General features: G+C 72.1%; 23 protein-coding genes. 10 read left to right on the top strand and 13 right to left on the bottom strand.

Annotation, left to right across the window (positions count from 1 at the left end; all coding sequences use genetic code 11):
* Positions 1–12 precede the first annotated feature (12 nt).
* The 6 genes from ACZBH1_RS04060 to ACZBH1_RS04035 are packed head-to-tail and all read right to left on the bottom strand — an operon-like array spanning position 13 to position 5,947.
* Positions 13–846 (bottom strand): ABC transporter permease, encoded by an 834-nt coding sequence (locus ACZBH1_RS04060; protein WP_463645583.1) that lies wholly within the window; start codon positions 844–846, stop codon positions 13–15.
* A complete protein-coding gene (locus ACZBH1_RS04055) occupies positions 843–1,634 on the bottom strand; it encodes an ABC transporter ATP-binding protein (protein WP_463645582.1) in 792 nt (263 codons plus the stop codon). Before ACZBH1_RS04055 ends, ACZBH1_RS04060 begins: the two co-directional genes overlap by 4 nt.
* The gene (locus ACZBH1_RS04050) at positions 1,631–2,560 is read right to left on the bottom strand and encodes an ABC transporter permease (protein WP_336393585.1); all 930 of its coding nucleotides are present in this window, start codon (positions 2,558–2,560) and stop codon (positions 1,631–1,633) included. Before ACZBH1_RS04050 ends, ACZBH1_RS04055 begins: the two co-directional genes overlap by 4 nt.
* A gap of 13 nt (positions 2,561–2,573) precedes the next feature.
* Entirely contained in the window at positions 2,574–3,590 is a 1,017-nt protein-coding gene (locus ACZBH1_RS04045; protein WP_452324041.1) for a TIGR03842 family LLM class F420-dependent oxidoreductase, read from the bottom strand.
* A gap of 32 nt (positions 3,591–3,622) precedes the next feature.
* Positions 3,623–5,065, bottom strand: coding sequence for a dihydropyrimidinase (gene hydA, locus ACZBH1_RS04040; RefSeq protein WP_336393583.1), 1,443 nt, complete (start codon positions 5,063–5,065; stop codon positions 3,623–3,625).
* A 33-nt stretch (positions 5,066–5,098) separates the two neighbouring features.
* A complete protein-coding gene (locus tag ACZBH1_RS04035; protein ID WP_336393582.1) occupies positions 5,099–5,947 on the bottom strand; it encodes a nitrilase-related carbon-nitrogen hydrolase in 849 nt (282 codons plus the stop codon).
* Positions 5,948–6,241: 294 nt separating this feature from the next.
* Between ACZBH1_RS04035 and ACZBH1_RS04030 the strand changes: the two genes are divergently transcribed.
* The 4 genes from ACZBH1_RS04030 to ACZBH1_RS04015 all read left to right on the top strand — a co-directional run bounded on the left by ACZBH1_RS04030 (position 6,242) and on the right by ACZBH1_RS04015 (position 10,452).
* Entirely contained in the window at positions 6,242–7,423 is a 1,182-nt protein-coding gene (locus tag ACZBH1_RS04030; RefSeq protein WP_452324042.1) for a sensor histidine kinase, read from the top strand.
* Positions 7,420–8,058, top strand: a complete 639-nt coding sequence (locus tag ACZBH1_RS04025) for a response regulator (RefSeq protein ID WP_336393580.1) — start codon at positions 7,420–7,422, stop codon at positions 8,056–8,058. Before ACZBH1_RS04030 ends, ACZBH1_RS04025 begins: the two co-directional genes overlap by 4 nt.
* A gap of 97 nt (positions 8,059–8,155) precedes the next feature.
* Positions 8,156–8,974 carry an ABC transporter ATP-binding protein gene (locus tag ACZBH1_RS04020; protein ID WP_336393579.1) on the top strand — a complete coding sequence of 273 codons (819 nt, stop codon included), beginning with the start codon at positions 8,156–8,158 and terminating at the stop codon, positions 8,972–8,974.
* Positions 8,975–9,069: 95 nt separating this feature from the next.
* Entirely contained in the window at positions 9,070–10,452 is a 1,383-nt protein-coding gene (locus ACZBH1_RS04015) for an ABC transporter permease (RefSeq protein WP_463646653.1), read from the top strand.
* A 42-nt stretch (positions 10,453–10,494) separates the two neighbouring features.
* On the opposite strand, the gene ACZBH1_RS04010 is transcribed toward ACZBH1_RS04015, so the two are convergent.
* Both ACZBH1_RS04010 and ACZBH1_RS04005 read right to left on the bottom strand, forming a co-directional pair.
* On the bottom strand, positions 10,495–11,802 hold the full coding sequence (locus ACZBH1_RS04010; RefSeq protein WP_463645581.1) for a ComEC/Rec2 family competence protein: 1,308 nt from the start codon (positions 11,800–11,802) through the stop codon (positions 10,495–10,497).
* Positions 11,799–13,538, bottom strand: a complete 1,740-nt coding sequence (locus tag ACZBH1_RS04005) for a gluzincin family metallopeptidase (protein WP_336393577.1) — start codon at positions 13,536–13,538, stop codon at positions 11,799–11,801. The genes ACZBH1_RS04010 and ACZBH1_RS04005 overlap by 4 nt, the downstream gene beginning before the upstream one ends.
* A 169-nt stretch (positions 13,539–13,707) precedes the next feature.
* Here ACZBH1_RS04005 and ACZBH1_RS04000 point away from each other — a divergent pair, with 169 nt between their 5' ends.
* Positions 13,708–14,301: an NADPH-dependent FMN reductase gene (locus ACZBH1_RS04000; RefSeq protein WP_463645580.1), complete on the top strand. Its 594-nt coding sequence runs from the start codon at positions 13,708–13,710 to the stop codon at positions 14,299–14,301.
* On the opposite strand, the gene ACZBH1_RS03995 is transcribed toward ACZBH1_RS04000, so the two are convergent.
* Positions 14,285–14,833, bottom strand: a complete 549-nt coding sequence (locus ACZBH1_RS03995) for a hypothetical protein (protein ID WP_378885347.1) — start codon at positions 14,831–14,833, stop codon at positions 14,285–14,287. The two genes, ACZBH1_RS04000 and ACZBH1_RS03995, sit on opposite strands and share 17 nt — an antisense overlap.
* A 121-nt stretch (positions 14,834–14,954) precedes the next feature.
* Here ACZBH1_RS03995 and ACZBH1_RS03990 point away from each other — a divergent pair, with 121 nt between their 5' ends.
* Positions 14,955–15,614, top strand: a complete 660-nt coding sequence (locus ACZBH1_RS03990; RefSeq protein WP_463645579.1) for a 2-phosphosulfolactate phosphatase — start codon at positions 14,955–14,957, stop codon at positions 15,612–15,614.
* Here ACZBH1_RS03990 and ACZBH1_RS03985 read toward each other — a convergent pair.
* From ACZBH1_RS03985 to ACZBH1_RS03975, 3 genes are all read right to left on the bottom strand, one after another.
* Positions 15,608–16,102 (bottom strand): SprT-like domain-containing protein, encoded by a 495-nt coding sequence (locus ACZBH1_RS03985; RefSeq protein WP_378885352.1) that lies wholly within the window; start codon positions 16,100–16,102, stop codon positions 15,608–15,610. The genes ACZBH1_RS03990 and ACZBH1_RS03985 overlap by 7 nt on opposite strands.
* Positions 16,103–16,146: 44 nt before the next feature.
* Entirely contained in the window at positions 16,147–16,674 is a 528-nt protein-coding gene (locus ACZBH1_RS03980; RefSeq protein ID WP_336393572.1) for a hypothetical protein, read from the bottom strand.
* Between the two features lie 318 nt (positions 16,675–16,992).
* Entirely contained in the window at positions 16,993–17,856 is an 864-nt protein-coding gene (locus ACZBH1_RS03975) for a spermidine synthase (RefSeq protein ID WP_463645578.1), read from the bottom strand.
* 257 nt (positions 17,857–18,113) lie between these two features.
* Between ACZBH1_RS03975 and ACZBH1_RS03970 the strand changes: the two genes are divergently transcribed.
* The 3 genes from ACZBH1_RS03970 (at position 18,114) to ACZBH1_RS03960 (ending at position 21,853) form a co-directional block, all read left to right on the top strand.
* Entirely contained in the window at positions 18,114–19,784 is a 1,671-nt protein-coding gene (locus ACZBH1_RS03970) for an ABC transporter substrate-binding protein (RefSeq protein ID WP_336393570.1), read from the top strand.
* 105 nt (positions 19,785–19,889) lie between these two features.
* Positions 19,890–20,894, top strand: a complete 1,005-nt coding sequence (locus ACZBH1_RS03965) for an ABC transporter permease (protein ID WP_336393569.1) — start codon at positions 19,890–19,892, stop codon at positions 20,892–20,894.
* Positions 20,891–21,853, top strand: coding sequence for an ABC transporter permease (locus tag ACZBH1_RS03960; RefSeq protein ID WP_336393568.1), 963 nt, complete (start codon positions 20,891–20,893; stop codon positions 21,851–21,853). The genes ACZBH1_RS03965 and ACZBH1_RS03960 overlap by 4 nt, the downstream gene beginning before the upstream one ends.
* A gap of 32 nt (positions 21,854–21,885) precedes the next feature.
* On the opposite strand, the gene ACZBH1_RS03955 is transcribed toward ACZBH1_RS03960, so the two are convergent.
* On the bottom strand, positions 21,886–23,766 hold the full coding sequence (locus ACZBH1_RS03955; RefSeq protein ID WP_463645577.1) for a dipeptide ABC transporter ATP-binding protein: 1,881 nt from the start codon (positions 23,764–23,766) through the stop codon (positions 21,886–21,888).
* Positions 23,767–23,992: 226 nt separating this feature from the next.
* On the opposite strand from ACZBH1_RS03955, the gene ACZBH1_RS03950 reads away from it, so the two are divergent.
* Positions 23,993–24,748 (top strand): 5-oxoprolinase subunit PxpA, encoded by a 756-nt coding sequence (locus ACZBH1_RS03950; RefSeq protein WP_336393566.1) that lies wholly within the window; start codon positions 23,993–23,995, stop codon positions 24,746–24,748.
* Positions 24,749–24,791: the final 43 nt, after the last annotated feature.

Raw genomic sequence — 24,791 nt, 5'->3', positions numbered from 1 at the left:
TGCAAACGCCGGTCAGGCCGGCGACCGCCTCGTCGCCAGGCGCTCCAGGAGCGAGGTCACGAGGAAGAACACGAGCCCGATGATGATGCCGCCGAGCACGTAGGCCCACGCCAGCGCGGCCCGGCCGGACTTGGCGTAGGTGGCGATGGCCGTGCCGATGCCGTCGGCTGGCCCGCCGAAGTACTCGGCGACGAGGGCGGCGATCACCGCCAGCGAGCTGGCGATGCGCAGGCCCGTCATGAGGTACGGGAGGGCGGTCGGGAGTGTCAGGACGCGGAACGTCTGCCAGCCGGATGCCGCGGACGAGCGCAGCAGGTCGCGGTGCACGGGCCGGGTCTGGCGGAGGCCCCGCAGCACGTTGACGAACACCGGGATGAAGGCCGCGATCGTCGCGACCGCCTGACGTCCGAACTGGCTCGAGGCGCCGAACATCGTGTTGAGGATCGGCGTGATCGCGACGATCGGGATGACGGCGAGGGCGGACACCAGCGGCGCGAGCATGCCGTCGACGGGCTTGGCCGCGGCCGCCAGCCCGGCGAACAGCAGCGCGAGGAGGGAGCCGACCACGAGGCCGATCAGAGCGTTCGTGGCCGTGATCATCATGTCGTCGAGGATGATCGGGAACCGGCGGACGAACTCCTCGGCGATCGCGGTCGGGCTCGGCAGCATCCGCGGCGCGGTGCCGAGCACATCGACCCAGAAGATCCAGATCGCGAGGATCAGGACGCCGACGATGACGGGCGCCACCCACTTCAGCCACCCCGGAAGCTCGCGCTCGCCGGGCCCCCGTCCCGCGCCCGCCGGAGTCGGCGCGGCGGGCAGCATCGTGGTCGCGGCATCCGTCATGATTCACTCGCCCTCGTGACGGGCGAGCCGTGCAGCGCCTCGCGGACGGCCGTCACGCGGTCGAAGAACTCCGGCGATTCGCGCAGCGCCTCGTCGCGCACCTCGCCGAGAGAGGTCTGGACCACGTCGGTGATGCGACCGGGACGCGGGCTCATCACCACCACGCGGTCGGAGAGGAAGACCGCCTCCGGGATCGAGTGGGTCACGAACACGACGGCCGCCGAGGTCTCGGCGGCGATGCGCGTCAGCTCGGACTGCAGGCGCTCGCGCGTCATCTCGTCGAGCGCGCCGAACGGCTCGTCCATGAGGAGCAGCTTCGGGCGGGCGGCCAGCGCGCGGGCGATCGCGACGCGCTGCTGCATACCGCCGGAGAGCTGGTCGGGGTAGCGATCGACGAAGTCCGAGAGACCGACCAGTTCCGCCAGCTCGGCCACGCGGCTCGCGCGAGCAGCCTTGCCCGTGCCGTGCAGTTCGAGCGGCAGCCCGATGTTGGCGGCGACCGAGCGCCACGGCAGGAGGCCGGCCTGCTGGAACGCGATGCCGTAGTCCTGATCGATGCGGGCGCGCTTGGCGGGCTTTCCGAAGATCTGGAGGGTGCCGGACGTCGCCTGGTCGAGGTCCGCGATCAGGCGCAGCAGCGTCGACTTGCCGCAGCCCGACGGGCCGATGAGCGACACGAACTCACCGCCGGCGACCTCGAGATCGACGTCGGTCAGCGCGACGACCTCCCCGGTCTTCGTCGGGAACACCTTCCCGACGCCGGATGCGTGGACGGCAAGGTCGGTCATGCGGCGGCCTCTCCTCTGCGGTAGTTGGCAAGTCCGAGGCCGATGAGGGCCACCGAGCCGGCGGCGATCAGGCCGAGGGCGATCGAGCCGAACGTCGGCCCCCATGGAGCGGCGGGGTCGCTCGAGGCCTGACCCGCCAGCTGGATGAGCATGCGGCCGATGCCGCCGCGCATGCCGATGGAGACCTCCGCCACGACCGCGCCGAGCACCGCGTTCGCGGCGGCGAGCCGCAGCGCCGGAAGCAGGTGCGGGACGGCCGCGGGCAGGCGCAGCCGGAACAGCGTCGGCCAGTACCCCGCGGCGTAGCTGCTCATGAGGTCGAGGTGGATGCGGTCCGGCGACGCCAGGCCTCGGAGCACCCCGACGGCCACCGGGAAGAACGCCAGATACGACGCGATCACCGCCACCGACAGCCACTGCGGCCACGTGCCGCCGCCGCGGTCGATCTGGTTGCCGATCGCATTGACGACGGGGGCGAACGCGATGAGCGGCACGATCTGGCTCACCACGATCCAGGGGAGCAGGCCCCACTCCAGCAGGCGCCACCGCTGCATCACCAGGCCCAGGAGGGCGCCCACGACCACGCCGATCAGCCATCCGACGGCGGCGATCCCCAGGGTGATGAGGGCGGCGCCGGCGACCGAGACCCAGAGCGCGGGGGTGTCGCCGCCGCTCGTGGGGGCGAACAGGCGCGCGACCATGTCCCACACGTGCGGCATCGCCCGGTCATGGGTGCGCGGGAGGATCATGAGCCCCGACCCGGACTCGCCGGGGACGGCGCCCACGACAACGCCGTCGGCGGGTCCGAGGAACTTGTACAGCTCCCACAGCACGATGACCGCCACCACCCCCACCGCGCCCCAGCCCGCGGCGATCCAGCCGCGGAGCTCGCCCTGACGGCGCGCCGACCAGCCGATGGGCCTCATGCCGGTGCCGACTTCACGACTTGGCCGTCACGTGGGTCTGCAGCGCCGGGATCACGGTCTCGCCGTAGACGCGGAGCGTCTCCTCCTTGTTGTCGTGCTGCAGGTAGCCGGCGAACTGGGTGACCCCCAGCTCGCGCAGCTGTTCGAGCTTGGCGATGTGGTCGGATGCCGAGCCCAGGATGCAGAAGCGCTCGACGATCTCGTCGGGGACGAAGTCGACGTGGTCGTTGTCGGCCTTGCCGTGGGTGTTGTAGTCGTACCCCTTGCGTCCCTCGATGTAGTCGGCGAGCGCGTCGGGGATGGCGCCGTGATGGCCGTACTTCGCGACGATGTCGGCGACGTGGTTGCCCACCATGCCGCCGAACCACCGGCACTGGTCGCGCATGTGCGCTTCGTCGTCGCCGATGTACATCGGGGCGGCCACGCAGAAGGCGAGCGAGTCGGGGTCGCGGCCGGCGGCGGCCGCGGCATCCTTCACCGTCTTGATCATCCACGCGGCGATGTCGACGTCCGCCAGCTGCAGGATGAACCCGTCGCCCACCTCGCCGGTGAGCGTGAGTGCCATCGGCCCGTACGCCGCCACCCACACGTCCAGCTGCGAGCCCCGGCTCCACGGGAACCGGATCGTCGAGCCGTGGTACTCGACGGGCCGCGAGTTCGCGAGCTCGCGGATCACGTGGATGGACTCGCGCAGTTCGGCCATCGTCACCGGCTTGCCGTTGGTCACCCGCACCGCCGAGTCCCCGCGGCCGATGCCGCAGATCGTGCGGTTGCCGTACATCTCGTTGAGCGTGGCGAACACGGAGGCCGTCACCGTCCAGTCCCGCGTCGCGGGGTTCGTCACGAACGGCCCCACCGTGACGCGCTTGGTCTCGGCGAGGATCGCCGAGTGGATGACGTAGGGCTCCTGCCACAGCAGGTGCGAGTCGAAGGTCCACACGTGGCTGAAGCCGTGCGCCTCGGCGAGCTTGGCGAGCTGCACGGTGCGCGCGGCGGGCGGGTTGGTCTGCAGGACGACGCCGAAGTCCATGATCTCGATACGCTCCGCTCGATCGCCGGGAATCAGATGAGGTACTGCGAGAGGCCGCGCTTGAGGAAGCGCCCGTCGCCCTTGGAGCCGTGGTACCGGCCGCCGTCGACCACGACCTTGCCGCGGGAGATCACGGTGTCGACATGCCCGTCGATCTCGTAGCCCTCCCATGCGGAGTGGTCCATGTTCATGTGGTGCGTGCGGCCCTCGCCGAGGCCGATCGACGTGTGGCCGTTCGGGTCGTAGACGACGATGTCGCCGTCGGCGCCCGGCTGGATGACGCCCTTCCTGCCGTACAGGCCGAACATGCGCGCGGGTGTGGTGGAGGTCAGCTCCACCCACCGCTCGAGCGTGATCTTGCCCGTGACGACGCCCTGGTACATCAGGTCCATGCGGTGCTCGACCGAGCCGATGCCGTTCGGGATCGCGCGGAAGTCGTCGAGACCCAGCTCCTTCTGGCCCTTCATGCAGAACGGGCAGTGGTCGGTCGAGACCATCTGGATGTCGTTGGTGCGCAGCGCCTGCCACATGTGGTGCTGGTGGCCCTCCTTGCTGCTGCGTAGCGGCGTCGAGCACACCCACTTGGCACCCTCGAACTGCCCCCACTCCTCGCTGAACGCGCCGAGCTGCTCCTCCAGCGAGAGGTACAGGTACTGCGGGCAGGTCTCGCCGAACACGTTCCAGCCCTGGTCGCGCGCCCAGGCGATCTGGTCCACGGCCTGCTTGGCGCTCACGTGCACCGTGTACAGCGGCGCGCCGGTGAGGTTCGCCAGCATGATCGCGCGGTGCGTGGCCTCCTCCTCCATCTGCCAGGCGCGCGCGATGCCGTGGTAGTACGGCGCCTTCTTGCCGGCTTCGGCCAGCTGCGCCGCGAGCACGTCGATCGCCGGGCCGTTCTCGGCGTGCATCATCGTGAGCAGGCCGGTCTCCGCCGATACCTGCATGGCCTTGAGCACCTGCGCGTCGTCGGAGTAGAACACGCCGGGGTAGGCCATGAAGAGCTTGAAGCTCGAGACGCCCTCGTCGAGCAGGCCCCGCATCGCCGCGAGGGAGTCGTCGTCGACGCCGCCGACGATCTGGTGGAAGCCGTAGTCGATCGCGCAGTTGCCGGCGGCCTTCTCGTGCCACGCCGCGAGCCCGTCCTGCACGCGCTCGCCGTAGCGCTGCACGGCGAAGTCGATGATCGACGTCGTGCCGCCCCACGCGGCCGCCCGCGTCCCGGTCTCGAACGTGTCCGACGCGTTGGTGCCGCCGAACGGCAGCTCCATGTGGGTGTGCGCGTCGATGCCGCCCGGGATCACGTACTTCCCGGTCGCGTCGATGACCGTGTCGACGGATGCCGCGACATCCGTGCCCAGCAGCTGCGAGCCGGGCGCGAGCACGGCCGCGATGGTCTCGCCGTCGATGAGCACGTCGGCCTCGCCGCGTCCCGTCGCCGAGACGACGGTTCCGCCCTTGATGAGTGTCGTTGCCATGTCAGTCCTCCGGTGGCCGAGCCTGTCAGGCCCTCAGGGCTTCGCGATCTTCGTGTAGGAGTCGGGCCGGCGGTCGCGGTAGAACTGCCAGTCGTCCCGCATCTCACGCACCATGTCCATGTTCAGGTCGCGCACCAGCAGCTCCTCGTGGTCGCCGGATCCGCGCTCGCCGACGAAGTTCCCGCGCGGGTCGATCACCTGGCTGGTGCCGTAGAAGTCGACAGCGAGGTCGCCGTACTCGTTGTCCTCGCGCCCCACGCGGTTGGGCTGCAGCACGAAGTACCCGTTCGCGACGGCCGCGGCGGGACCCTCGACCTCCCACAGCCGGTTCGACAGCCCGGGCTTGGTCGCGTTCGGGTTGAAGACCATGTGCGCGTCGTTCAGTCCCAGCTCGCGCCACCCCTCCGGGAAGTGGCGGTCGTAGCAGATGTACATCCCGACGCGTCCGACGGCGGTCTCGAACACCGGGTACCCGAGGTTGCCCGGGCGGAAGTAGAACTTCTCCCAGAACCGGTCGAGGTGCGGGAGGTGGTGCTTGCGGTACTTGCCGAGGATGCTGCCGTCGGCGTCGACGAGCACCGCGGTGTTGTAGTAGACCCCGGTCTCGGCCTCCTCGTAGATCGGCAGCACCGTGACCAGGCCCAGCTCCTTGGCCAGCGCGGCGAACCGCTGCACGATCGGCCCGTCGGCGGGCTCGGCGAAGCCGTAGTACTTCTTGTCCTGCGTGATGCCGAAGTAGGGGCCGTAGAACAGCTCCTGGAAGCACACCACCTGCGCGCCCTGCGCCGCGGCATCCCGGGCGAAGCCCTCGTGCTTGTCGAGCATCGACTCCTTGTCGCCCGTCCAGGTGGTCTGCGAGATCGCCGCGCGTACCGTCGTCATCGTGTCTCCGTTCGTGAGCCGGCGCTCGCCGGCTCGTCGTCCGCGCCCCCGCGGGGGCATCCCTCGGGCTGGGACCGACGGGTCCGATCGATGGGGCGGCCCCGCACCACGATCCTGTCGACTGCACGTTTCCCGTCGGTTTCGGCCTGTGACGCGACAGTAAAGCCTCACCCGGTGCCGCGCAATGGTGGGTCCAGCAGACCTTATGGATACATCCGGCGGAGGATGCCATCGGGGCCGCAGGTACAGCGCGGGACGGATGCCGCGCCCGCTGGTCTCCCGTAACGTGAAACGGTGTTCCGCCGCCTGAAGACGTACCAGCTCGTCGTCGACGTCTCGCTGGGCGTGCTCTTCTTCCTCGCGGCGTGGCCGATCGAGCACGTCGTCACCGGCGCGACGGGCTACGGCGCACCGCTGCAGGGGACGTTCCCGGCGCTCGAGGCGTTCGTCATCGCCCTGTTCTTCGGTGCGGCGCTCGCCGTGCGCCGCCTCTCACCGGCGCTCGCGCTGGGGCTTGCGTGGGCGGGCGCACTGCTGCAGATGGGATTCGGGCGCCCGCCGGGCTTCGCCGACGTCGCGATCTTCGCCGTCCTGTACGCCACGGCGGCCTATGGCGGCTCCCGCGTCTATTGGGCGGGCCTTGTCTCGGCGCTCGTGGGCGCGCTGGTGATCACCGTCTACCTCGCGGCGGGGCCGCTGTACTCCGGCGGCCTCACCTGGCAGACGCTGCCGCTCGCGCTGGTGATGCTCGTGGCGGCCGCCTTCGCGCTGGGCCTGGCGTGGACGATCGGCGCGCTCGTGCGGACGGCGGTGCGCGCGCGGGAGAACCGCGAGGCGCAGCAGCGGGCCGAGGCCGAGGCCATCGCCGAGCAGGAGCGCGTGCGCATCGCGCGCGACATGCACGACGTCGTCGCGCACTCGCTCGCGGTCGTGGTCGCCCAGGCGGACGGCGCACGCTACGCGGCCGGATCCGATCCCGCGGTCGCGACCGAGGCGCTCGCCACGATCGCGAGCACGGCGCGCTCCGCCCTCGCCGATGTGCGGCTGCTCCTCGGGCAGCTGCGCCACCGTCAGGGCGACGGCCCGCAGCCGACGCTCGCCGACCTCGAGGAGCTCTACGCGCAGGTGCGGGCCGCCGGCGTGCGGCTGCGGGTCGACGTCGATCCGGCACCGCCCGGGGAGCCGCCGGGCGCGGTCCAGCTGGCCGTGTACCGCATCCTCCAGGAGGCGCTCACCAACGCCCTGCGACACGGCGCGCCCGGAGGTCCGGTCGACGTGCGGCTGGCGTGGCTCGCCGACCGTGTGGAGCTGGGGGTGCGCAACCCGCTGCCGCCCGGCCCGCGCACGCCGAAGGCGGGGCACGGCCTGATCGGCATGCGCGAACGCGCCCAGCTCGCCGGCGGCCGGCTCGACGCGGCGGACGAGGACGGCGCGTTCGCGGTGACCGCACTGATCCCGATCGGAGGACTCGCATGATCCGCGTCGCGCTGGTCGACGACCAGGCGCTCTTCCGCGCCGGCATCCGCATGCTCGTCGATTCGCAGCCCGACCTCGAGGTGGTCGCCGAGGCGTCGGACGGCCGCGAGGCCGTCGACGCCGTGCGCCAGACCCGGCCCGACGTCGTGCTCATGGACATCCGGATGCCCGTCATGGACGGACTGGCCGCCACCGCCGAGCTCCTCACCGACCCCGAGCCCCCGCGCATCGTCATGCTCACGACGTTCGACCTCGACGAGGCGGCGGCGCGGGCGATCCGCCAGGGTGCGAGCGGCTTCCTGCTGAAGGACGCCGACCCCGAGTTCCTCCTCGCGGCGATCCGCACGGTGCACGCGGGATCGGCCGTGATCGCGGCATCCGCCACCCGGGAGCTCTTCGCAAGATTCACGGATGCCGCCGCCCGCCCGGTCCCCGCCGCCTACGGCGAGCTCACCGAGCGCGAGCGGGAGATCTTCGCCCTCGCCGCGCGCGGCCTGTCCAACGCCGAGATCGCGGCGCGGGAGTTCCTCTCCGAGGCGACGGTGAAGACGCACATCAGTCGCATCCTGACCAAGCTCGCCCTCCGCGACCGGGTGCAGCTGGTCGTCTTCGCCTTCGAGCACGACCTCGTCTGACCGGCGGGATGCGGCGGGGAGGATCATCCCGGGGATGTAGACGGATGCCTCGCCAGGCGGACGCGCGCGACAGCAGGCGCTTCCTACCGTCGAGGACATGGAAATCTCTTCGACCGATCTGGGCCTCGCCGCCCGGGTCCACCAGCTCACCAAGACCTACGGCACCGGCGAGAGCACGGTCCGCGCACTGGACGGCGTGACCGTCGGCATCCGTCGCGGCGAGTTCACCGCCATCATGGGCCCGTCGGGCTCGGGCAAGTCCACGCTCATGCACATCATGGCCGGGCTCGACGCCCCGACCTCGGGCCGGGCATGGATCGGCGACACCGACATCACCGGCCTCAGCGATCTGGAGCTCACGATCCTGCGCCGGCGGCGCGTCGGCTTCGTCTTCCAGGCGTTCAACCTCGTGCCGACCCTCGACGCGCTGGGCAACATCCTGCTGCCGTTCGACCTCGACGGACGCCGCCCGACGACGCTCGAGCGGTCCCGCATCGACGGGCTCGTCGAGCGCCTGGGGCTGACGAGCAGGCTTCGCCATCGGCCGCACCAGCTCTCGGGCGGCCAGCAGCAGCGCGTCGCGATCGCGCGCGCCCTCGCAACGGCGCCCGACCTGGTGTTCGCCGACGAGCCCACCGGCAACCTCGACTCCCGCTCGGGCCGCGAGGTGCTGGCGCTCCTCGCCGCCGCGAGCCGCGACCAGGGCCAGTCCATCGCCATGGTGACCCACGACCCGGTCGCCGCCTCGCACGCGGACCGCGTCCTGTTCCTCGGCGACGGCCGCATCGTCGCCGACAAGCCCCGCCAGAGCGCGGAGGAGATCTCGGCGTACATGCTGGCCTCCGAGCTCGGCGCGGCGGCGCCGGTGGCGGCGGCGCCGGTCGCCGCGGCTCCGGTCGCGGAGGCCGCCTCGTGAGCGCCGTCGCAGCGCCGACGGCGGAGCGCACGCCGGCGACCCGCGGGGCCGGGGCCGCGGTCGCGGCGCCTCTCGGATGGCTCCGCGAGCGGGGTATGGGCGCGAGCATCCTCGTCGCGGCGATCTCGAGCGCGTTCGGGGCGATCCTGCTCAGCGCGACCGGGTTCATCGCGGCCGTCCTCCGCGCCGACCCGTTCATCGGCGACAGCGGCACGCTCGCCGCGGTGCTGGGCATCATGAGCGTCCTGCTCATCGGCGTCGCCGTCTACGTCGCTGCCATCGTCACTGCCAACACGTTCGCCACGGTGATCGCCGGCCGCACCCGCCGGATCGCCCTGCTGCGGCTCATCGGCGCATCGGCGCGGTCGCAGCGCGCCGAGGTGGCCCGGCAGGGTCTCGCGGTGGGCATCGTGGGCGCGCTGCTCGGACTCGTCGGCGGCACGCTGGTGTCGTGGGCCGGGGTCGCCCTCGCCGTCGGATACCTCGGCATCGACGGCGTCCAGTACGCCGTCGTCCAGCCGGTGCTGGTGGTCCCGGCGACCGTCGTCGCCCTGACCACGTGGGCCGCGGCGTGGGCGGGTTCCCGCCGCGTGCTCACCGTGACGCCGCTGCAGGCGCTCGGCGGGTCGGTGGAGGCATCCCACGACGCGTTCGCGCGCCGCGGCCCCCGCAACGGCGCCGCCGTGGCGCTGTTCGCGATCGGCGGCGCGCTGCTGGTCGCGGGCATCGCGCTGGGCCTGCTCAGCCCCCTCGGCGTGGTGATCGCCTTCTTCGGCGGGATCTTCTCCTTCACGGGGCTCGCACTGGGGGCGACCCTGGTCATGCCGCCGGTGCTGCGGCTCGTCGGCAGGTGGTTCGGATCGTCCGCGACCGCCCGGCTCGCGGCCGAGAACGCGCTGCGCTACCCGGAGCGCTCCAGCCGCATGGCCATCGGCGTCGTGATGGGGGTCACGCTCGTGACGATGTTCGCGGTCGCCCTCGAGACCGTGAAGGCGGTGCTCACGATGTCGGCGGGCGGCGACGCGCCCGACGAGCTCACGACGCTGCTGGACACCTTCGCGGGGATCATGATGGGCCTGGTCGCCGTGTCGGCCGTCATCGCGGCCGTCGGGCTGGTCAACCTCCTGACGATCGGCGTCGTGCAGCGCCGCCGTGAGCTCGGGCTCCTCCGGGCGCTGGGCGTGTCGACGGGTCAGGTGCGTCGGATGGTGCTGCTCGAAGCGGCGCACATCACGATCGCCGCCACGGTGACCGGTCTCGTGCTGGGGATCGCGTACGGCTGGGCGGGCGCGCAGTCGCTCCTCGGCTCCGTGCCGATGCCGCCGTCGTTCTCGGCGCCCACGCTGGTCGCGCCCGCGGTGCCGTGGCTGCCCGTGGCGATCATCGTGGCCGCCACCGCGGTGCTCACCCTCGTCGCGGCGGTGGTGCCGACCCGGCTCGCGACGCGGGTGGCGGCGGTCGAGGCGCTCGCCGAGTGAGGACGGATGCCGCGGCCCGCGCGCGCGGGCCGCGGCATCCGGTCATCCGTTCCCCGCCGCCGGGACCGGCCGGAACGGTCCCCCGGAGACCTCCGACACCAGTTCGACGTACTCCTCGCCGCCGACGAGGTCGTCGGTGGAGTAGAGGTCGGCGACCTCCTGCAGTGCTGTGACCAGGTGCGTCTGCGGGACCGCGTTGTCGCCCTTGCCGTGCACGCCCTGCCGCGTCGACATCACCGCGGTGAGCCGGGGCAGGCTGTCGGCGCGGTCCTTCCAGAGCGCGTGCAGCGAGCGCGGCGTGGCGTTGCGGCTGCCGTGATGGCCGACCTTGTACAGGTCGATCCGTGCAAGCCGCTCGCGCAGCCGCGGCTCGCCGGGGAGCTGGTCCAGCGTGTGCCGCCAGTTCTCGATCTGGGCGTCGCCGGGGAAGAGCAGCGACAGGCCGCCGATCTCGAGCAGCAGGATCAGGCTGGTGTTGTTCAGGGCGTCGTCGAGGTCGCGGACCAGCCGCGCGGCCGACGCGGTCCGCTGATTGGCCAGGCGGTCGATCAGCCAGCGGACCGGACCCGGGCCGTGGGTCATGGGCGCCGGGGTGCCGGCGTCGGCGGCGGCGCCCACCATGCGCAAAGAGGCGTCCAGTGCGGTGAGCCAGTACTCCGGATCGTCCTCGCGCTGCTTCGCGACCCGCGGATCCTGGTCGACCGTCGGCGGGCCCAGCACCGTCGCCCGGAGCCCGGGGATCAGCGCCTCCATCCCGGACTCCATGCCCGCGTGGAGATAGCGCCCGCGGCCGTCGCGCGACAGCTCGTCGAGCAGGGCCACGGCCTCGGCGTTCTTGAGCTGGTCCTCCGCGGCCGTCCGCACCTCGTCGTCGAGGCCGGCGAGCCCGGCGAGCCGGGCGACGTGCTCCTGCGCCTGCGCGAGGAGCGCGGCGTAGCGCACCGACGCGCGGCTGAGGCCGGCCGGCGCGGCGCCGGCGTCCGGGCCGTCCGCCGTGGCCGACAGCTCAGGGTCCTCCGTCCACGACCGCAGCACGAGCGTCGGAGCGAGCCGCCTCATGATCGCCGCGCCGGCGTCGACCTCGAATCCCCTGAGGTGATCGCGATGACGGTGGCTCACCACGAGGACGTCGAGGTGGCCGCCGGTGTGCTCCTCGACGAGCGCGGCGACGTCCGCCATGCGGCCGCGGGCCATGCCCTCCCGCGGCGAATGGCTGGTGCCGTAGTCGATGAGGATGTGCCGGGCGGCGCGCCCGTCCTCGAGCGGCCCGTCGTACTCGATCGACACCAGGAAGCAGTCGCCGAAGCCGACCTGGTACATGCGCACGCGCGTGCGGACGGCGGCGCTCACCATGTCTCCCCGGAGCTGCGCTCGGTGCGGTGCAGCTGCGCGAACGTCTGCCCGCGCGCGGCGCTGTCCGAGAACCCGAGGCGCCGCGAGGCGTCGTGCCGGCCCGTCCGGGCGAGGTGGTCGAGCCGCTTCTGCTGGCGGCGCCAGTCGTCGAGACGCTTGTGGACGTGCAGCTTCAGGCGGCCGAACTGGTCGAAGATGAGCGTTCCGCCGCCGAACAGCTGGACGGGCGTGCGCGGGTCTATGGCCGGCGACAGCTGCAGCCCCGACTCGTCGGTGAACTCGCGAGCGGTCATCTCGGCCATCTGGACGTACGTCGCCACCGACTCGGGGACGATCAGCCCGTCGGGGCCGATCCGCTGCGTGGGCAGCACGGACTCGATCACGGTGTAGTAGTCCGTCGACACGTCCAGGCGGCGGGCGTTCTGCCACAGGAACCGGAACACCTCGTCGCGGTCGCTGCGCAGGCCGGCGAAGTTGATGCCCAGGTAGTAGGGCGGCAGCTCGGACTCCAGCACGTCGGTCACGCGGTTGGCGGAGCGCTGGATGCCGGCGCGCGCGAATCCCTCCACCAGGAGCTGCCGGTAGCCCAGGTCGTCGTCGGGCGCGACCTCGTTGTCGGCCAGCAGCACGGCGTTCAGCAGGTCGCCGAAGTCGAATTCGACCGGCGGCAGGTAGTCCAGGCCCCGGATCAGCATCGTGAGCAGCTGGAACGCCGCCTTGGCGCCCTCCTCGGCGGCGCGCGCCCGGTCGAGGGTGATCCGGCCGGTCGCCCCCTCGCCGCGGGGCCTGGAGAACAGCGCCTGCAGGCGCTTGACCCAGATCTCGATGAGGACGTCGAAGGCGATCGCCACGAGCACCTCGCCGCGCCGATGCGGCTCGAGGAACTCGGGAAGCTTCGCCCAGTCCTGCGGCGGCGGGTTCAGCGCCGACTGGCGCAGCGCGCCGCGACCCTGGGTCAGCACGCTGCCGATCTGCTCGGCGACCCGGGCGAGCATGCTCCGCCGCAGCGCCTCGCGCTCGACGCGGCTGCGGGGGATCCGGCCGCTGCGGTCGGGCCGCCCGAGCGCCTGCTCGAGGACCGGACGCATCGAGAACACCGACAGCAGCGCCACGATGTCGGCGAACCCCTCGTGGAAGGCCGCCTGGTCGGGCAGGCTCGGCTCGAGGAACCGCCGGCGGAGGCCGTCGAGCACAGCGTGGGTCGTCTCGTGCACCACGACGTCGTGGCTCAGGCACGTGTACACCGCCTCGCCGCGGGGGTCAACCGGAGGCACGTAGCCGAACAGCAGCGCCCTGTCGTCGTAGGAGTAGAACGCGTTGGCCTCCGGGAACGCGTGCGGCACGAGGAAGAGCTGGTGGCTGCGGAAGCCCCACGGCAGCCGGCGCCCGAGCGCCGTCTCGAACGTGGCGAGCGTGCGCGCGGCGGTGGCGTAGACGTGCTGCGCGTGGAAGGCCAGATCGGTGCGCAGCACGTCGTCCGCGGCATCCGCGAACAGATCCTCCCTGCCCAGCGGCGCGTGCTTGACGTAGCGGCCGGTCGCCGTGTCGTAGTCGACGACGTGCAGCCGGGATCCGCGGGGACCGTCCTCCATCCGCGACCACGGCACCTTCACGTTCGCGGTGAGGATGCGCCCGTCGTCGCCGCTCACCGCGGGGTCCTGCGCGATGAGCCGCAGCGTCACGTGCGTGCGCGGCTCGTCGGCGGGCTCGGCGTACTGGACTTCGTCGGCCATGTCGCACCTCCCCAGGGTCTTGGGACCACATTGCAGTGGACCGCCCCGATGCGGAAGAGGGGTGGCGCGCGCACGCTGATACCCGCGGGGCCGGTCGCGCCGGGTGCCAGGTTCCGCGGCGTCCGTCAAGGCGGGTGCGGCCATCCGGCGGCGGGTGCAGGCTGACCCCATGAAGATCGACATCGTTGAGCACGAACCGCCCTACCGCGTCGGCATCGTCATCGGCAGCCTGTCGCGCGAATCCGTCAACCGCCGCCTCGCCGAGGCGCTCCAGCGCCTGGCCCCGCGGGAGCTCGAGTTCTTTGAGATCGGATACGCCGACCTCCCGCTGTACAACCGCGATCTCGACGGCGACTACCCGCAGGTCGCGACCGACTTCAAGGAGGCGGTGGACTCCGCCGACGCCGTGCTCTTCGTGACGCCGGAGTACAACCGGTCCATCCCCGGCCCGCTGAAGAACGCGATCGACTGGGGCAGCCGGCCGTACGGGCAGAACGCCTGGGAGGACAAGCCCACCGGGGTCATCGGGGCGTCACCGGGCAAGATCGGCACGGCCGTGGGCCAGCAGACGCTGCGCAGCACGCTGAGCTACCTGAACGCACGGCAGATGACGTCGCCCGAGGCCTACATCCAGGTCACGCCCGGCCTCATCGACGACGACGCGCGGGTGACCGACGCCGAGACCGAGGAGTTCCTCCGCACGTTCATGCGGAAGTTCCTCGAATACGTCGCGCGCGTGCTGACCGTCATCCCGCAGGAGTGACGTCCGAGCCGGATGCCGCGGCCTCGGCCGCATCCGCCGGCTCGGGGTCGTGCGCCCACGTGGGCGCGAGGGCGCGGATGCGCGCGGCGCGCCACTGCCAGGTCGCCCACAGCATCGGCCACAGGAGCGCGGCGGTGGGTCCGCCGATCACGAGCCGGTCGCGCCAGAGGGTCTTGCCCGGCTGTCCCGGTGCCGGCGCCACGGCCATCTGGTGGTCCCAGACGTCGAGGCTCGCGAGGGGCCCCGTGAGCGGGATGCCGCTGTCGCGGAAGATGCGCACCTCGCCGCCCGGCCCGTCGACGCGCCGTTCGCTCGCGTGGATCAGCTGGCGGCCGACCGGCACCGACCCGAACGCCGACAGCTGCACCGGTACGTCATCGCCGGGCGACCACGAGGTCGGCAGCCCACTGGGAACGAGGGGCTCGAGGCCGAGCACCGGACCGTACAGCTCGGCCACCGCCCGTGGCGAGTGCAGCGCCCGCCACGCCGCGTCGGGGTCGCAGTCGATCACGAACTTCAGCAGGATCCGCATGCTCCAGTGTCGCACCCTGTGTGTCGGATGGTCGCGGCTCTCGCGCGCTACGGCTGAGCACGGGCGGTCCGCGCCGGGGGCCGGCCGAGGACCCGCGATCGCGTCGGCTTAGGCTGGACGGATGCCCGAGAGCCCCTTCGACCAGCAGCGTTACCAGGTCCGTCACGACTGGGGTGTCGAGGGGCTTCGCCGGCTCGCCCCGGCCGACGTCGTCGTGGTGGTCGACGTGCTGCGGTTCTCCACGACGGTGACGGATGCCGTGGCCCGCGGCGAGACCCCGCCGCTCGACGCCTCCGCGCACGCGGTGTCGCTGAACGGCGCGGCCGTCGCGGCGGCGGCGACCGAGACCGGCGCCACCGTGCTGCTCGGGTGCCTGCGTGACGCCCGCGCGGTCGCCGACGCGGTGCTCGATATCCAGCGCCGTCGCGCCGAGCGCACGAGCATCGCCGTGATCGCCGCGGGCGAGCTCGCCGGCCGGTGGAGCGGAGCGCCGCTGCGGTTCGCCGTCGAGGATCAGCTCGGCGCCGGCGCCGTCATCGATGCGCTGGGCACGGTCGGCATCGACCACACGTCGCCGGAGGCGGCGGCGGCCTGCGAGGCGTTCCGCGGGCTGCGCGCCGCGGTGCGGCACCTCCTCACCGCGAGCGCCTCCGGACAGGAGCTCCTGGGCCGCCCGGACCACCCGCAGGCGGCGTCGCGCGACGAGGTGCTGAACGCGGCCGCGGTGGATGCGGCATCCGTCGTCCCGGTGCTGCGCGAGGGCCGCTTCGTCGCCTACTGATCCCGCGGCGTCATCGCGGCGAGCCGCGTCGCACGCGTGATGTCGCGGCGGGTCCAGGTGAAGGCGTGGCGCTCGTCGAAACGCGGCGCGCACTTCGCGCAGGAGGTCGGGCGCGTGGCCTTGCGATGGCGGTAGGCGACGTGCCCGGCGGGGCAGACGCCGATCCACGGCGCGAGCTCCACCGCGGTCTCACCGTCGTGCGTGGTGCCACCGACGTAGCCGAGGTCGCGCGCGACCGCCTTCCAGCGGGGGCCGTGCCCGGCCCGGGGGCCCGCCAGCGCATGCGCGACCTCGTGCAGCAGCGTCTGGTGGTTGGTGTCGTCGTCGTACCGCGCGGCGAGGTAGCGCGAGACGCTGATGCGCTTGCGCGAGTAGTCGCAGAGCCCGGCGCGGCGCTTGGCGTTGTCGAACGCGAAGGTCCACGACCCGTCGAGGTGGGCGGCGATCAGGGCCTCGGCCCAGTGCCGCACGCGATGCAGTTCCGACATGACGCGAGACTAGAACGTATCTCCGACACCCGGGCCGGGGCGGGTCAGCTGGCCACCGAGGCCGCCGCGCGGCGCCGGTCGGCCGCGTCGATCGCGAGCAGCGTCGATTCGAGCTGGTCCTCGGTCGCCCCCGACTCCTGCCGGAGGAACAGCGCCCGCTTGAAGTCCTTGCGCGCCGCCTCGAAGTCGCCGGCGTCGTAGTTCACCTTGCCGCGGTGCTGCAGCGCGAACGCGGCGATGCCGGCCCAGCCCTGCCCCTCGGCCTCCTCGGCGCACGTCGTCAGCTCCTGATCCGCCGCGGCGTAGGCCTCGCGCGCCTGCAGCACGGTGGCGTGCAGGATGCGCGCCCGCAGCAGGTCCTTGCGGGTGCCGGCCATGCGGGCCACCCGCACCGACTGCTCCGAGACGACCAGCGCGTCGTCGAGGCGGTCGAGCACCTTCAGCAGCCACACCCGCTCGAGCAGGGCGGGGAGGCTGCGCTGCTCGCCGATCTCCTCCAGCCGCTCCTTGCACTGGCGCGGATCCACCTGCTCGCGGAGGGTGTCGGGATCGTACCCGCGGATGTAGCTCACGTCTGACTCCCTTCGCCGCGCCGATGGCTGCATCCAGTGTGCCTGGCGCCGCGTGGGTCTCCGTCGTGCCACGCCGAGTCGCGGCATCCGCCCCCTCGTCCGTCCCCGCCCCTCCCCGCCCCTCCCTCCCTCCCTCCCTTCTCCTCTCCTCTCCTCTCCTCTCCTCTCACCCAGTAACCGCGATCTCGCCGAACGACCATGCCGTCGGCGCCCATGTCGTGGTACCTCGCCGAGTTAGCGGTATCTCGGCGGAGGAAGGGAGGGGAATGAGGGGTCGGCGGAGGGAGGGAGGGAGGGGAAAGGCGGGCGGGTGGGGGGTCAGCGGGTGAAGACGGATGCCGAGGGCTTGGGTGAGGGCGTCGCATCGGCGTCGGTGGCCACCCCGGCGCCGCGCACGAAGTCGTCGAGCTCGCGGCCCTCGGCCACCTTGGCCGGGTGGGGGCCGGCGGCCATGAGCCGCGGCAGCCACTCGGTCGGAAGCGGGGCGCGCGAGGCCGCGATCACGAGGTTGCCGAAGCGGCGTCCCTTCAGGGTCTGCACCTCGGCGAGCACCACGACGTGCTCGAGCACGGCGCGCACCGTGGCGACCTCGCGGCGCGCGAACGCCAGGCCCGCGCCGTCGGCGACGTTGACCAGCAGGACGCCGTCCGGGGCGAGGAAGCGCGCCGCCTCGGTGAAGAACTCCACCGTCGTCAGATGCGCGGGCGTCTGGGCGCCCGAGTACACGTCCGACACGACGAGGTCCGCCGCGCCGACGAGCCCCGCGGGCAGGCGGCCGAGCGCCTGCCGGGCGTCGCCGATCCGAACTCGCACCGACGCTCCGCGCGGCAGGGGGAGGTTCTCGCGCACGAGATCCCACAGCGCCGGCTCGAGCTCGACCACCTGCTGCCGGGACCCCGGCCGCGTCGCCTCGACGTACCGCGGGATTGTCAGCGCGCCCGCGCCCAGGTGGATCGCCGTCAGCGGCTGCCCCGGCATCCGCAGCTGGTCGATCACCGCCCCCATGCGCGCGATGTACTCGAAGTGCAGGTGCGTCGGGTCGTCGAGGTCCACGTGCGACTGCGGCGTGCCGTCGACGTCGAGCTCCCAGCCGCCGCCGAAGGGCGAGCGCACGATCCGCGCCAGGGTGCCGTCCGACAGTCGAGCAGTCGGTGCGGCCGGCTCGTCCCTCGCGCGTGCCATGGCCACCACCCTAGCCGCACCCCATGCCTGCGTCGCGCCGGTTTGACACTTCTGCGCGCGAGCGTGCGGATGGGGTTGGCAGAACGCTGAGGAAGCGGCATCCGTCTTCACCGAAACCGAATCGAGACACAGGCGTAACCGACGGAGGGGTTCCGCGCGGGTAGCGTCGGAGGATCACTCCCCGATGAGGGCTGCGCGCACCTCTGCTCCACATCGATGTGCAGCGGAGCCCACACGACATGGAAGGTGCACAGCACATGCTCCACACCGCCAGAAGGCGCTGGCTCACCGGCGCCGCAGCGATCGCCGTCGGCGCGGTCGTCCTCACCGCCTGCGCGAGCCAGCGGGACGAGGGCGGCGCGACCGACGAGGCCGCCGACGTCGACTCGACGTTCATCTTCGGCTCCTCCGGCGACATCGCCGGCCTCGACCCGGCGATGGCGAACGACGGCGAGACGTTCCGCGTCTCGCGGCAGATCTTCGAGGGCCTCGTCGGCGTCGAGCCGGGCTCGGCCGACCCCGCTCCCGGGCTGGCAGAGAGCTGGGAGCAGTCCGAGGACGGCCTCGAGTACACCTTCCAGCTGAAGGAGGGCGTCACCTTCCACGACGGCACGGACTTCAACGCCGAGGCCGTGTGCTTCAACTTCGACCGGATGAACAACTTCACCGGCCTGGCCGCCACCGAGAGCCTCTCGTACTACTGGGGCAAGCTCATGCGCGGCTACGCCGAGACCGGCACGTCGATCTACGGCGGCTGCGAGGCGACGAGCGACACCGAGGCGGTCATCACGCTGACCCAGCCGTTCGCGGGCTTCATCCCCGCACTGTCGCTGCCGTCGTTCGCGATCCAGAGCCCCGCAGCCCTGGAGGAGTTCAGCGCCGATGAGGTCGGCGGCACGGCGGAGGCGCCCGTGCTCAGCGAGTACGCGCAGGGCCACCCCGTCGGCACCGGTCCCTTCAAGTTCGACGAGTGGGCACCGGGCGAATCGGTCACCCTCAGCGCCTACGAGGACTACTGGGGTGAGCAGGGCCAGGTGCAGGAGATCATCTTCCAGGTGATCGGCGACACCACCGCCCGCCGCCAGGCGCTCGAGTCCGGCTCGATCGACGGCTACGACCTCGTCGCGCCCGCGGACCTCGCCTCCCTCGAGGAGGCCGGCTTCAAGCTCGTCAACCGCGAGCCGTTCAACATCCTGTACCTGGCGATGAACCAGGCCGTGCCGGAGCTCGCCGACATCCGCGTGCGTCAGGCGATCGCCCAGGCGATCGACAAGGAGCAGCTCGTCACCCAGGTGCTCCCGGAGGGCACCGAGGTCGCCCGCGAGTTCATGCCGCCCGTCGTCATCGGGTGGAACGAGGACGTCACCACGTACGACTACGACCCGGAGGCGGCCAAGGCGCTGCTCGCCGAGGCGGGCTACGACGAGGCCAACCCGCTGACGCTGCAGTTCAACTACCCCGTCAACGTGTCGCGCCCGTACATGCCCAACCCGGAGCAGATCTTCACGAACCTGGCATCGCAGCTCGAGGCCGTCGGCATCGTGGTCACCCCCGTGGGCGAGGACTGGAACCCCACCTACCTCGACCGCATCCAGGGCGGCGCCGACCACGGTCTGCACCTGCTCGGCTGGACCGGCGACTACAACGACCCCGACAACTTCGTCGGGACGTTCTTCGCCACCCCCGGCAACGAGTGGGGCTTCACGAACGAGGAGCTCACCGCAGCGCTGACCGAGGCCCGCGGCCTCGCGAACGCCGACGAGCAGGAGGCGGCGTACCTCGCCGTCAACGAGCAGATCATGGAGTTCCTGCCGGGCGTCCCGCTGGCGCACCCGGTCCCGACGCTGGCCTTCGCCGAGCGCGTGACCTCGTACCCCGCCAGCCCCGTGCAGGACGAGGTGTACAACATGGTGGAGCTGAGCGAGTAAGGAAGGCAGAGCGGATGCCGCGGCCCCGGGCCGCGGCATCCGCTCCGGCTTCCCCGCCCGACCCGACGGCGCACCCGCGCCGCCCGTCCCCCGGAGAGAGCATCCGTGCTACGCACCATCGGGAGCAGACTGCTCCTGCTGATCCCCACCCTGTTCGGCCTGTCGATCCTGCTGTTCCTGTGGGTCCGTGCCCTTCCCGGCGGGCCCGCCGTCGCCCTGCTGGGCGAGCGGGCGACGCCTGAGGCCGTCGAGCAGATCAACGAGCAGTACGGCTTCAACGAGCCGATCCTCGTGCAGTACTTCACCTGGCTCGGCCAGCTCCTGTCGGGTGACTTCGGCGTCTCGCTGCAGACGCGCCAGCCGGTCATCGAGGAGTTCCTGCGCCGGCTCCCCGCGACGATCGAGCTGAGCGTCTTCGCGATCATCCTCGCCGTCGGCATCGGCATCCCCCTGGGCTATCTCGCCGCCCGCCGCCACGGCAGGGCGTCCGACCACGTCCTGGTCGGCGCGAGCCTCCTGGGCATCACCATCCCGGTCTTCTTCCTGGCGTTCATGCTGAAGTGGGTCTTCGCCGTCCAGCTCGGCTGGCTGCCGTCCGAGGGACGGCAGGATCCGCGGCTCGACGCGACGCACTACACCGGCTTCTACGTGCTCGACGGCATCCTGACGGGGGAGTGGGATGCCGCGTGGGACGCCTTCCTGCACCTGATCCTGCCCGGGATCGCGCTGGCCTCCATCCCGCTCGCGATCATCGTGCGCATCACCCGCGCGTCGGTGCTCGAGGTGCAGAACTCCGACTACGTGCGCACCGGCATGGCCAAGGGCATCTCGCGGTCGACGATCCGCAGCCGCTTCATCCTGCGCAACGCCATGCTGCCGGTCATCACGACGATCGGCCTCCAGGTGGGCCTGCTGATCTCGGGCGCGGTCCTCACCGAGACCGTATTCGCCTATCCGGGCATCGGCTCGTTCCTGGCACGTGCGATCTTCACGCGGGACTACCCCGTGCTGCAGGGGTTCATCATCTTCATCGCGATCGGCTACGCCCTGATCAACCTGGCGGTCGACGTGTCGTACAGCTTCATCGACCCGAGAGTGAGGGTCTCATGACATCCGCGATGCTTCCCCCCGCCCCCAGCGGCGGGCCCGTCGACGACACCGCCGTCGACGACAAGGAGCTGCTGGCCGCCAAGACCGGCGGCGGCGGGTTCTGGCGCGACGTCTTCCGGCGCCTGCGCCGCAACCCCAGCGCGTGGGTGGGCGGCGCGATCATCGCCCTCCTCGTGCTGGTCGCGATCCTCGCGCCCTGGCTGGCGCCGTACGGTCCGACCGAGCTTCCCGGCCAGCGGTACATCACGCCGACGCACATCCCCGGGCCGGGCGAGATCCCCGAGTTCCCGCTGGGCCTGGACCGCTTCGGCGGCGACGTGCTGTCCAAGCTCATCTGGGGCGCGCGCGCCACGCTGATCATCGGCGTCGTCTCGACGGCGATCGGCCTCATCGGCGGCATGATCCTCGGGTTCCTGTGCGGCATGTTCGGCGGGTGGGTCGACACGCTCGTCATGCGCATCGTCGACATCCTCCTGTCGGTGCCGTCGCTGCTGCTCGCGGTGTCGGTGGCGGCGGTCCTCGGCCAGACGCAGGCCTCGCTGATGATCGCCATCGGCGTGGCCCAGGTACCGGTGTTCGCGCGCCTGCTCCGGGCCTCGATGCTCCAGCAGCGCAACGCCGACTACGTGCTGTCGGCGCAGACGCTCGGCCTCGGGCGCGGCAAGATCACGATGAGCCACGTGCTGCCGAACTCGGTCGGACCGGTCATCGTGCAGGGCACGCTGTCGCTGGCGACGGCCGTCATCGAGGCGGCCGCGCTGTCGTACCTCGGCCTCGGCGGCGACGTGCCGCAGACCGCCGAGTGGGGCCGCATGCTCACCTATGCGCAGCTCGAGCTGGCCGTCGCGCCGTGGCTGGCGTTCCTGCCCGGCATCTGCATCACCATCACCGCGCTCGGCTTCACGCTCTTCGGCGAGGCGCTGCGCGAGGCGATGGACCCGCGCACCCGGGCGCGCTGACCCGGGCGGCGGGGCCGAGGCGGCAGGCGTCGTCAGACGGCGATGTCGAGCTCGTTGCCGGGGATCGAGGCCAGCAGGCGCCGCGTGTACGGGTCGCGGGGGTTGGTGAAGATCTCCTCGGAGGATGCCGCCTCCACCAGCTGCCCATCCTTCATGACGCAGACGTAGTCGCTGATGAGCCGCACCACCGCGAGGTCGTGCGAGATGAAGAGGTAGCTCAGGCCGTACTCGCGCTGCAGGTCTCGCAGCAGCGTCAGCACCTGGTCCTGCACCAGGACGTCGAGCGCCGACACCGGCTCATCGCAGACGATGAGGTCGGGGGAGAGGGCGAGGGCCCGCGCGATCGCGACGCGCTGCCGCTGGCCGCCGGACAGCTCGGACGGGTAGCGGCGCAGCATCGTCTGCGGCAGCGCGACATCGTCCAGCAGCTGCCGCACGCGCGCGGCGCGCTCTTTGGACGAGCCGCGCCGGTAGAACTCCAGGGGCTCGGAGATGATGCGCTCGATGGAGAACATCGGGTTCAGCGACGAGTACGGATCCTGGAAGATCGGCTGCACACGCTGGCGGAAGTCGCGCAGCTGCCGGCCCTTGAGCGTCGCCACGTCCACGCCGTCGAAGCGCATGGCGCCGGACGTCGGCTCGATCACCTTCAGCAGCATGCGCGCGGTGGTGGTCTTGCCCGACCCCGACTCGCCGACGATCGCGACCGTCTCGCCGCGGGGTATTGCGAACGAGACGTCCTTCACGGCGGCGAAGTCCTCTTTGCTGCCCCGCACGCGGTAGATCTTGGTGAGGTCCTCGACCTCGACGATGTAGTCGGGCGCCGCGGTCGCGCCGCCGTCCCCGGCCGAGTGCGCGCCCGCGGGCGCCACGGGGTGCTCGGCGGGCGTCGGCCCGGTGAGGGCCGGTCCCGAGCCGGGCCCTGGGGCCGGCGCGTCGGCCGCCGCGTGCGCCTCGGCGGGGTGCGCGGCGGGGTGCTCGGCGGGCGTCGGGCCGGTGACGGCGGTCGCGGCATCCGTCGTTCCTGCCGGTGCGATGTCGGGCTCGGGGGCCTCCGGTGCGGCGGTGCGGAACACCTCGGGCCGCAGCCGGACGGCCGCCACCGACGGCGCCGCCTTGACGAGCGCCTGCGTGTACGGATGCTGCGGATCTTCGAGGATCTGGCGCGCGGGGCCCTGCTCGACGATGCGCCCGCGGTTCATCACGACGACGCGCGATGCGCGCTCGGCGGCCAGTCCGAGGTCGTGCGTGATGAGCATGACGGCGGTGCCCCGCTCGGCGGTCATGCGCTCCAGCTGGTCGAGGATCGTCTTCTGCACCGTGACGTCGAGGGCGCTCGTGGGCTCGTCGGCGATGAGGAGCTTCGGGTCGCAGGCCAGGCCGATCGCGATGAGCGCGCGCTGGCGCATGCCGCCGGAGAACTCGTGCGGATACTGCTTGGCGCGGTCGGCGGCGTCGGGCAGTCCCGCTGCGGCGAGCGTCTCGACCACCCTGCGGTCGACGTCCCGGCGCGTGGCGAGGCCGTGCGCGAGGAGCGTCTCGGCGATCTGGGTGCCGATCTTCGCCACCGGGTTGAGGTTCGACATCGGGTCCTGCGGCACGAGCCCGATCGACCGCCCGCGGATGGTGCGCATCACCGACTCGGGGGCGCCGACCAGGTCCTCGCCCTCGAACAGGATGCTGCCCTTGGTCACCCGGCCGTTGCCCGGCAGCAGGCCGATGACCGCCATGGCGGACGTGGACTTGCCCGATCCGGACTCGCCGACGATCGCCAGCGTCTCGCCGGCGGAGAGGTCGAGGTCGACGCCCTCGACGGCGTGCACCGGGCCGTCGATGGTCTGGAATTCGACGGCGACGTCGCGCACCTGGAGCAGCGGTGCTCCCGCGACGGCGCGTTCGGAGGATCGGGCCATGGGCTCCATCCTGCCTCGCGTCGCCGCGTTGCGCACGGACAGCGCGACAGCCTTTACCCATCCGTAACGCGTGCCCTCGGAGGGGCGAGCGGACGGTCTTGCGCACATCTCCACACCCTCGCGTCGGCGGCTCCGGCACAGCGGGCATTTGTCGCCCGCAACCGCCGGATCCGTGGAGTTGTGCTCACTGATCCGGCAGGCGACCGGCGGCAGTACCGTGGAGCACATGGCGGCGATCGACCTCAACGCGGACCTCGGCGAGACCGTCGGCGGCGTGCCGACGGCCGACGACGAAGCGATGTTCGCCGTCATCTCGAGCGCCAGCGTCGCGTGCGGCGGTCATGCGGGCGACGCCGCGTCGATGCGCGACGCGGTCGCCCGCGCCGGGCGGCACGGCGTCGCCGTCGGCGCCCACCCCTCCTATCCCGACACGGCGAACTTCGGCCGCGTGTCGGTGGTGCTCGACCCCGCCGACCTCGCGCTCATCGTCGCCCGCCAGCTCGCCGATCTGGTCGCATCGGGCGCCGACCTGCGCTACGTCAAGCCGCACGGTGCGCTCTATCACGCGGTGACGAGGGACAGGGAGCAGGCGGATGCCGTCGCCCGCGCCGTCGCCGATCGCGCGGCGCTCCTCGGCCGGCCCCTCCCCGTGCTCGGGATGCCCGGCGAGATCGCGCGCGCCGCGGCATCCGTCGGCCTCCCCTTCGTGCACGAGGCCTTCCTCGACCGGAGCTACCTGCCCGACGGATCGCTCGTGCCCAGGGCGCGGCCCGGCGCCCTGCTCGAGGATCCGGAGGCCGTGGCCGCACGGGCGGTGCGTCTCGCCCGCGAGGCGGTCGTCGAGGCGATCGACGGCTCGGTGATCGCCGCGGAGGCGGCCTCTCTGTGCGTCCACGGCGACTCTCCCGCCGCCGTCGACATGGCCCGCGCCGTGCGCGCCGCGCTCGACGCGGCAGGCGTCGAGGTGAGGGCGCCGTGGTGACCCCTCGCCGCGCGCGTCGCCGCCGGCGTCGGGCGGGGGAGGC

It is taken from the genome of Microbacterium sp. ZXT2-5 (genome assembly GCF_055329545.1).
The sequence above is the reverse complement of the archived record's forward strand: the minus strand, read 5'-3'. Positions and strand labels throughout refer to the sequence as shown.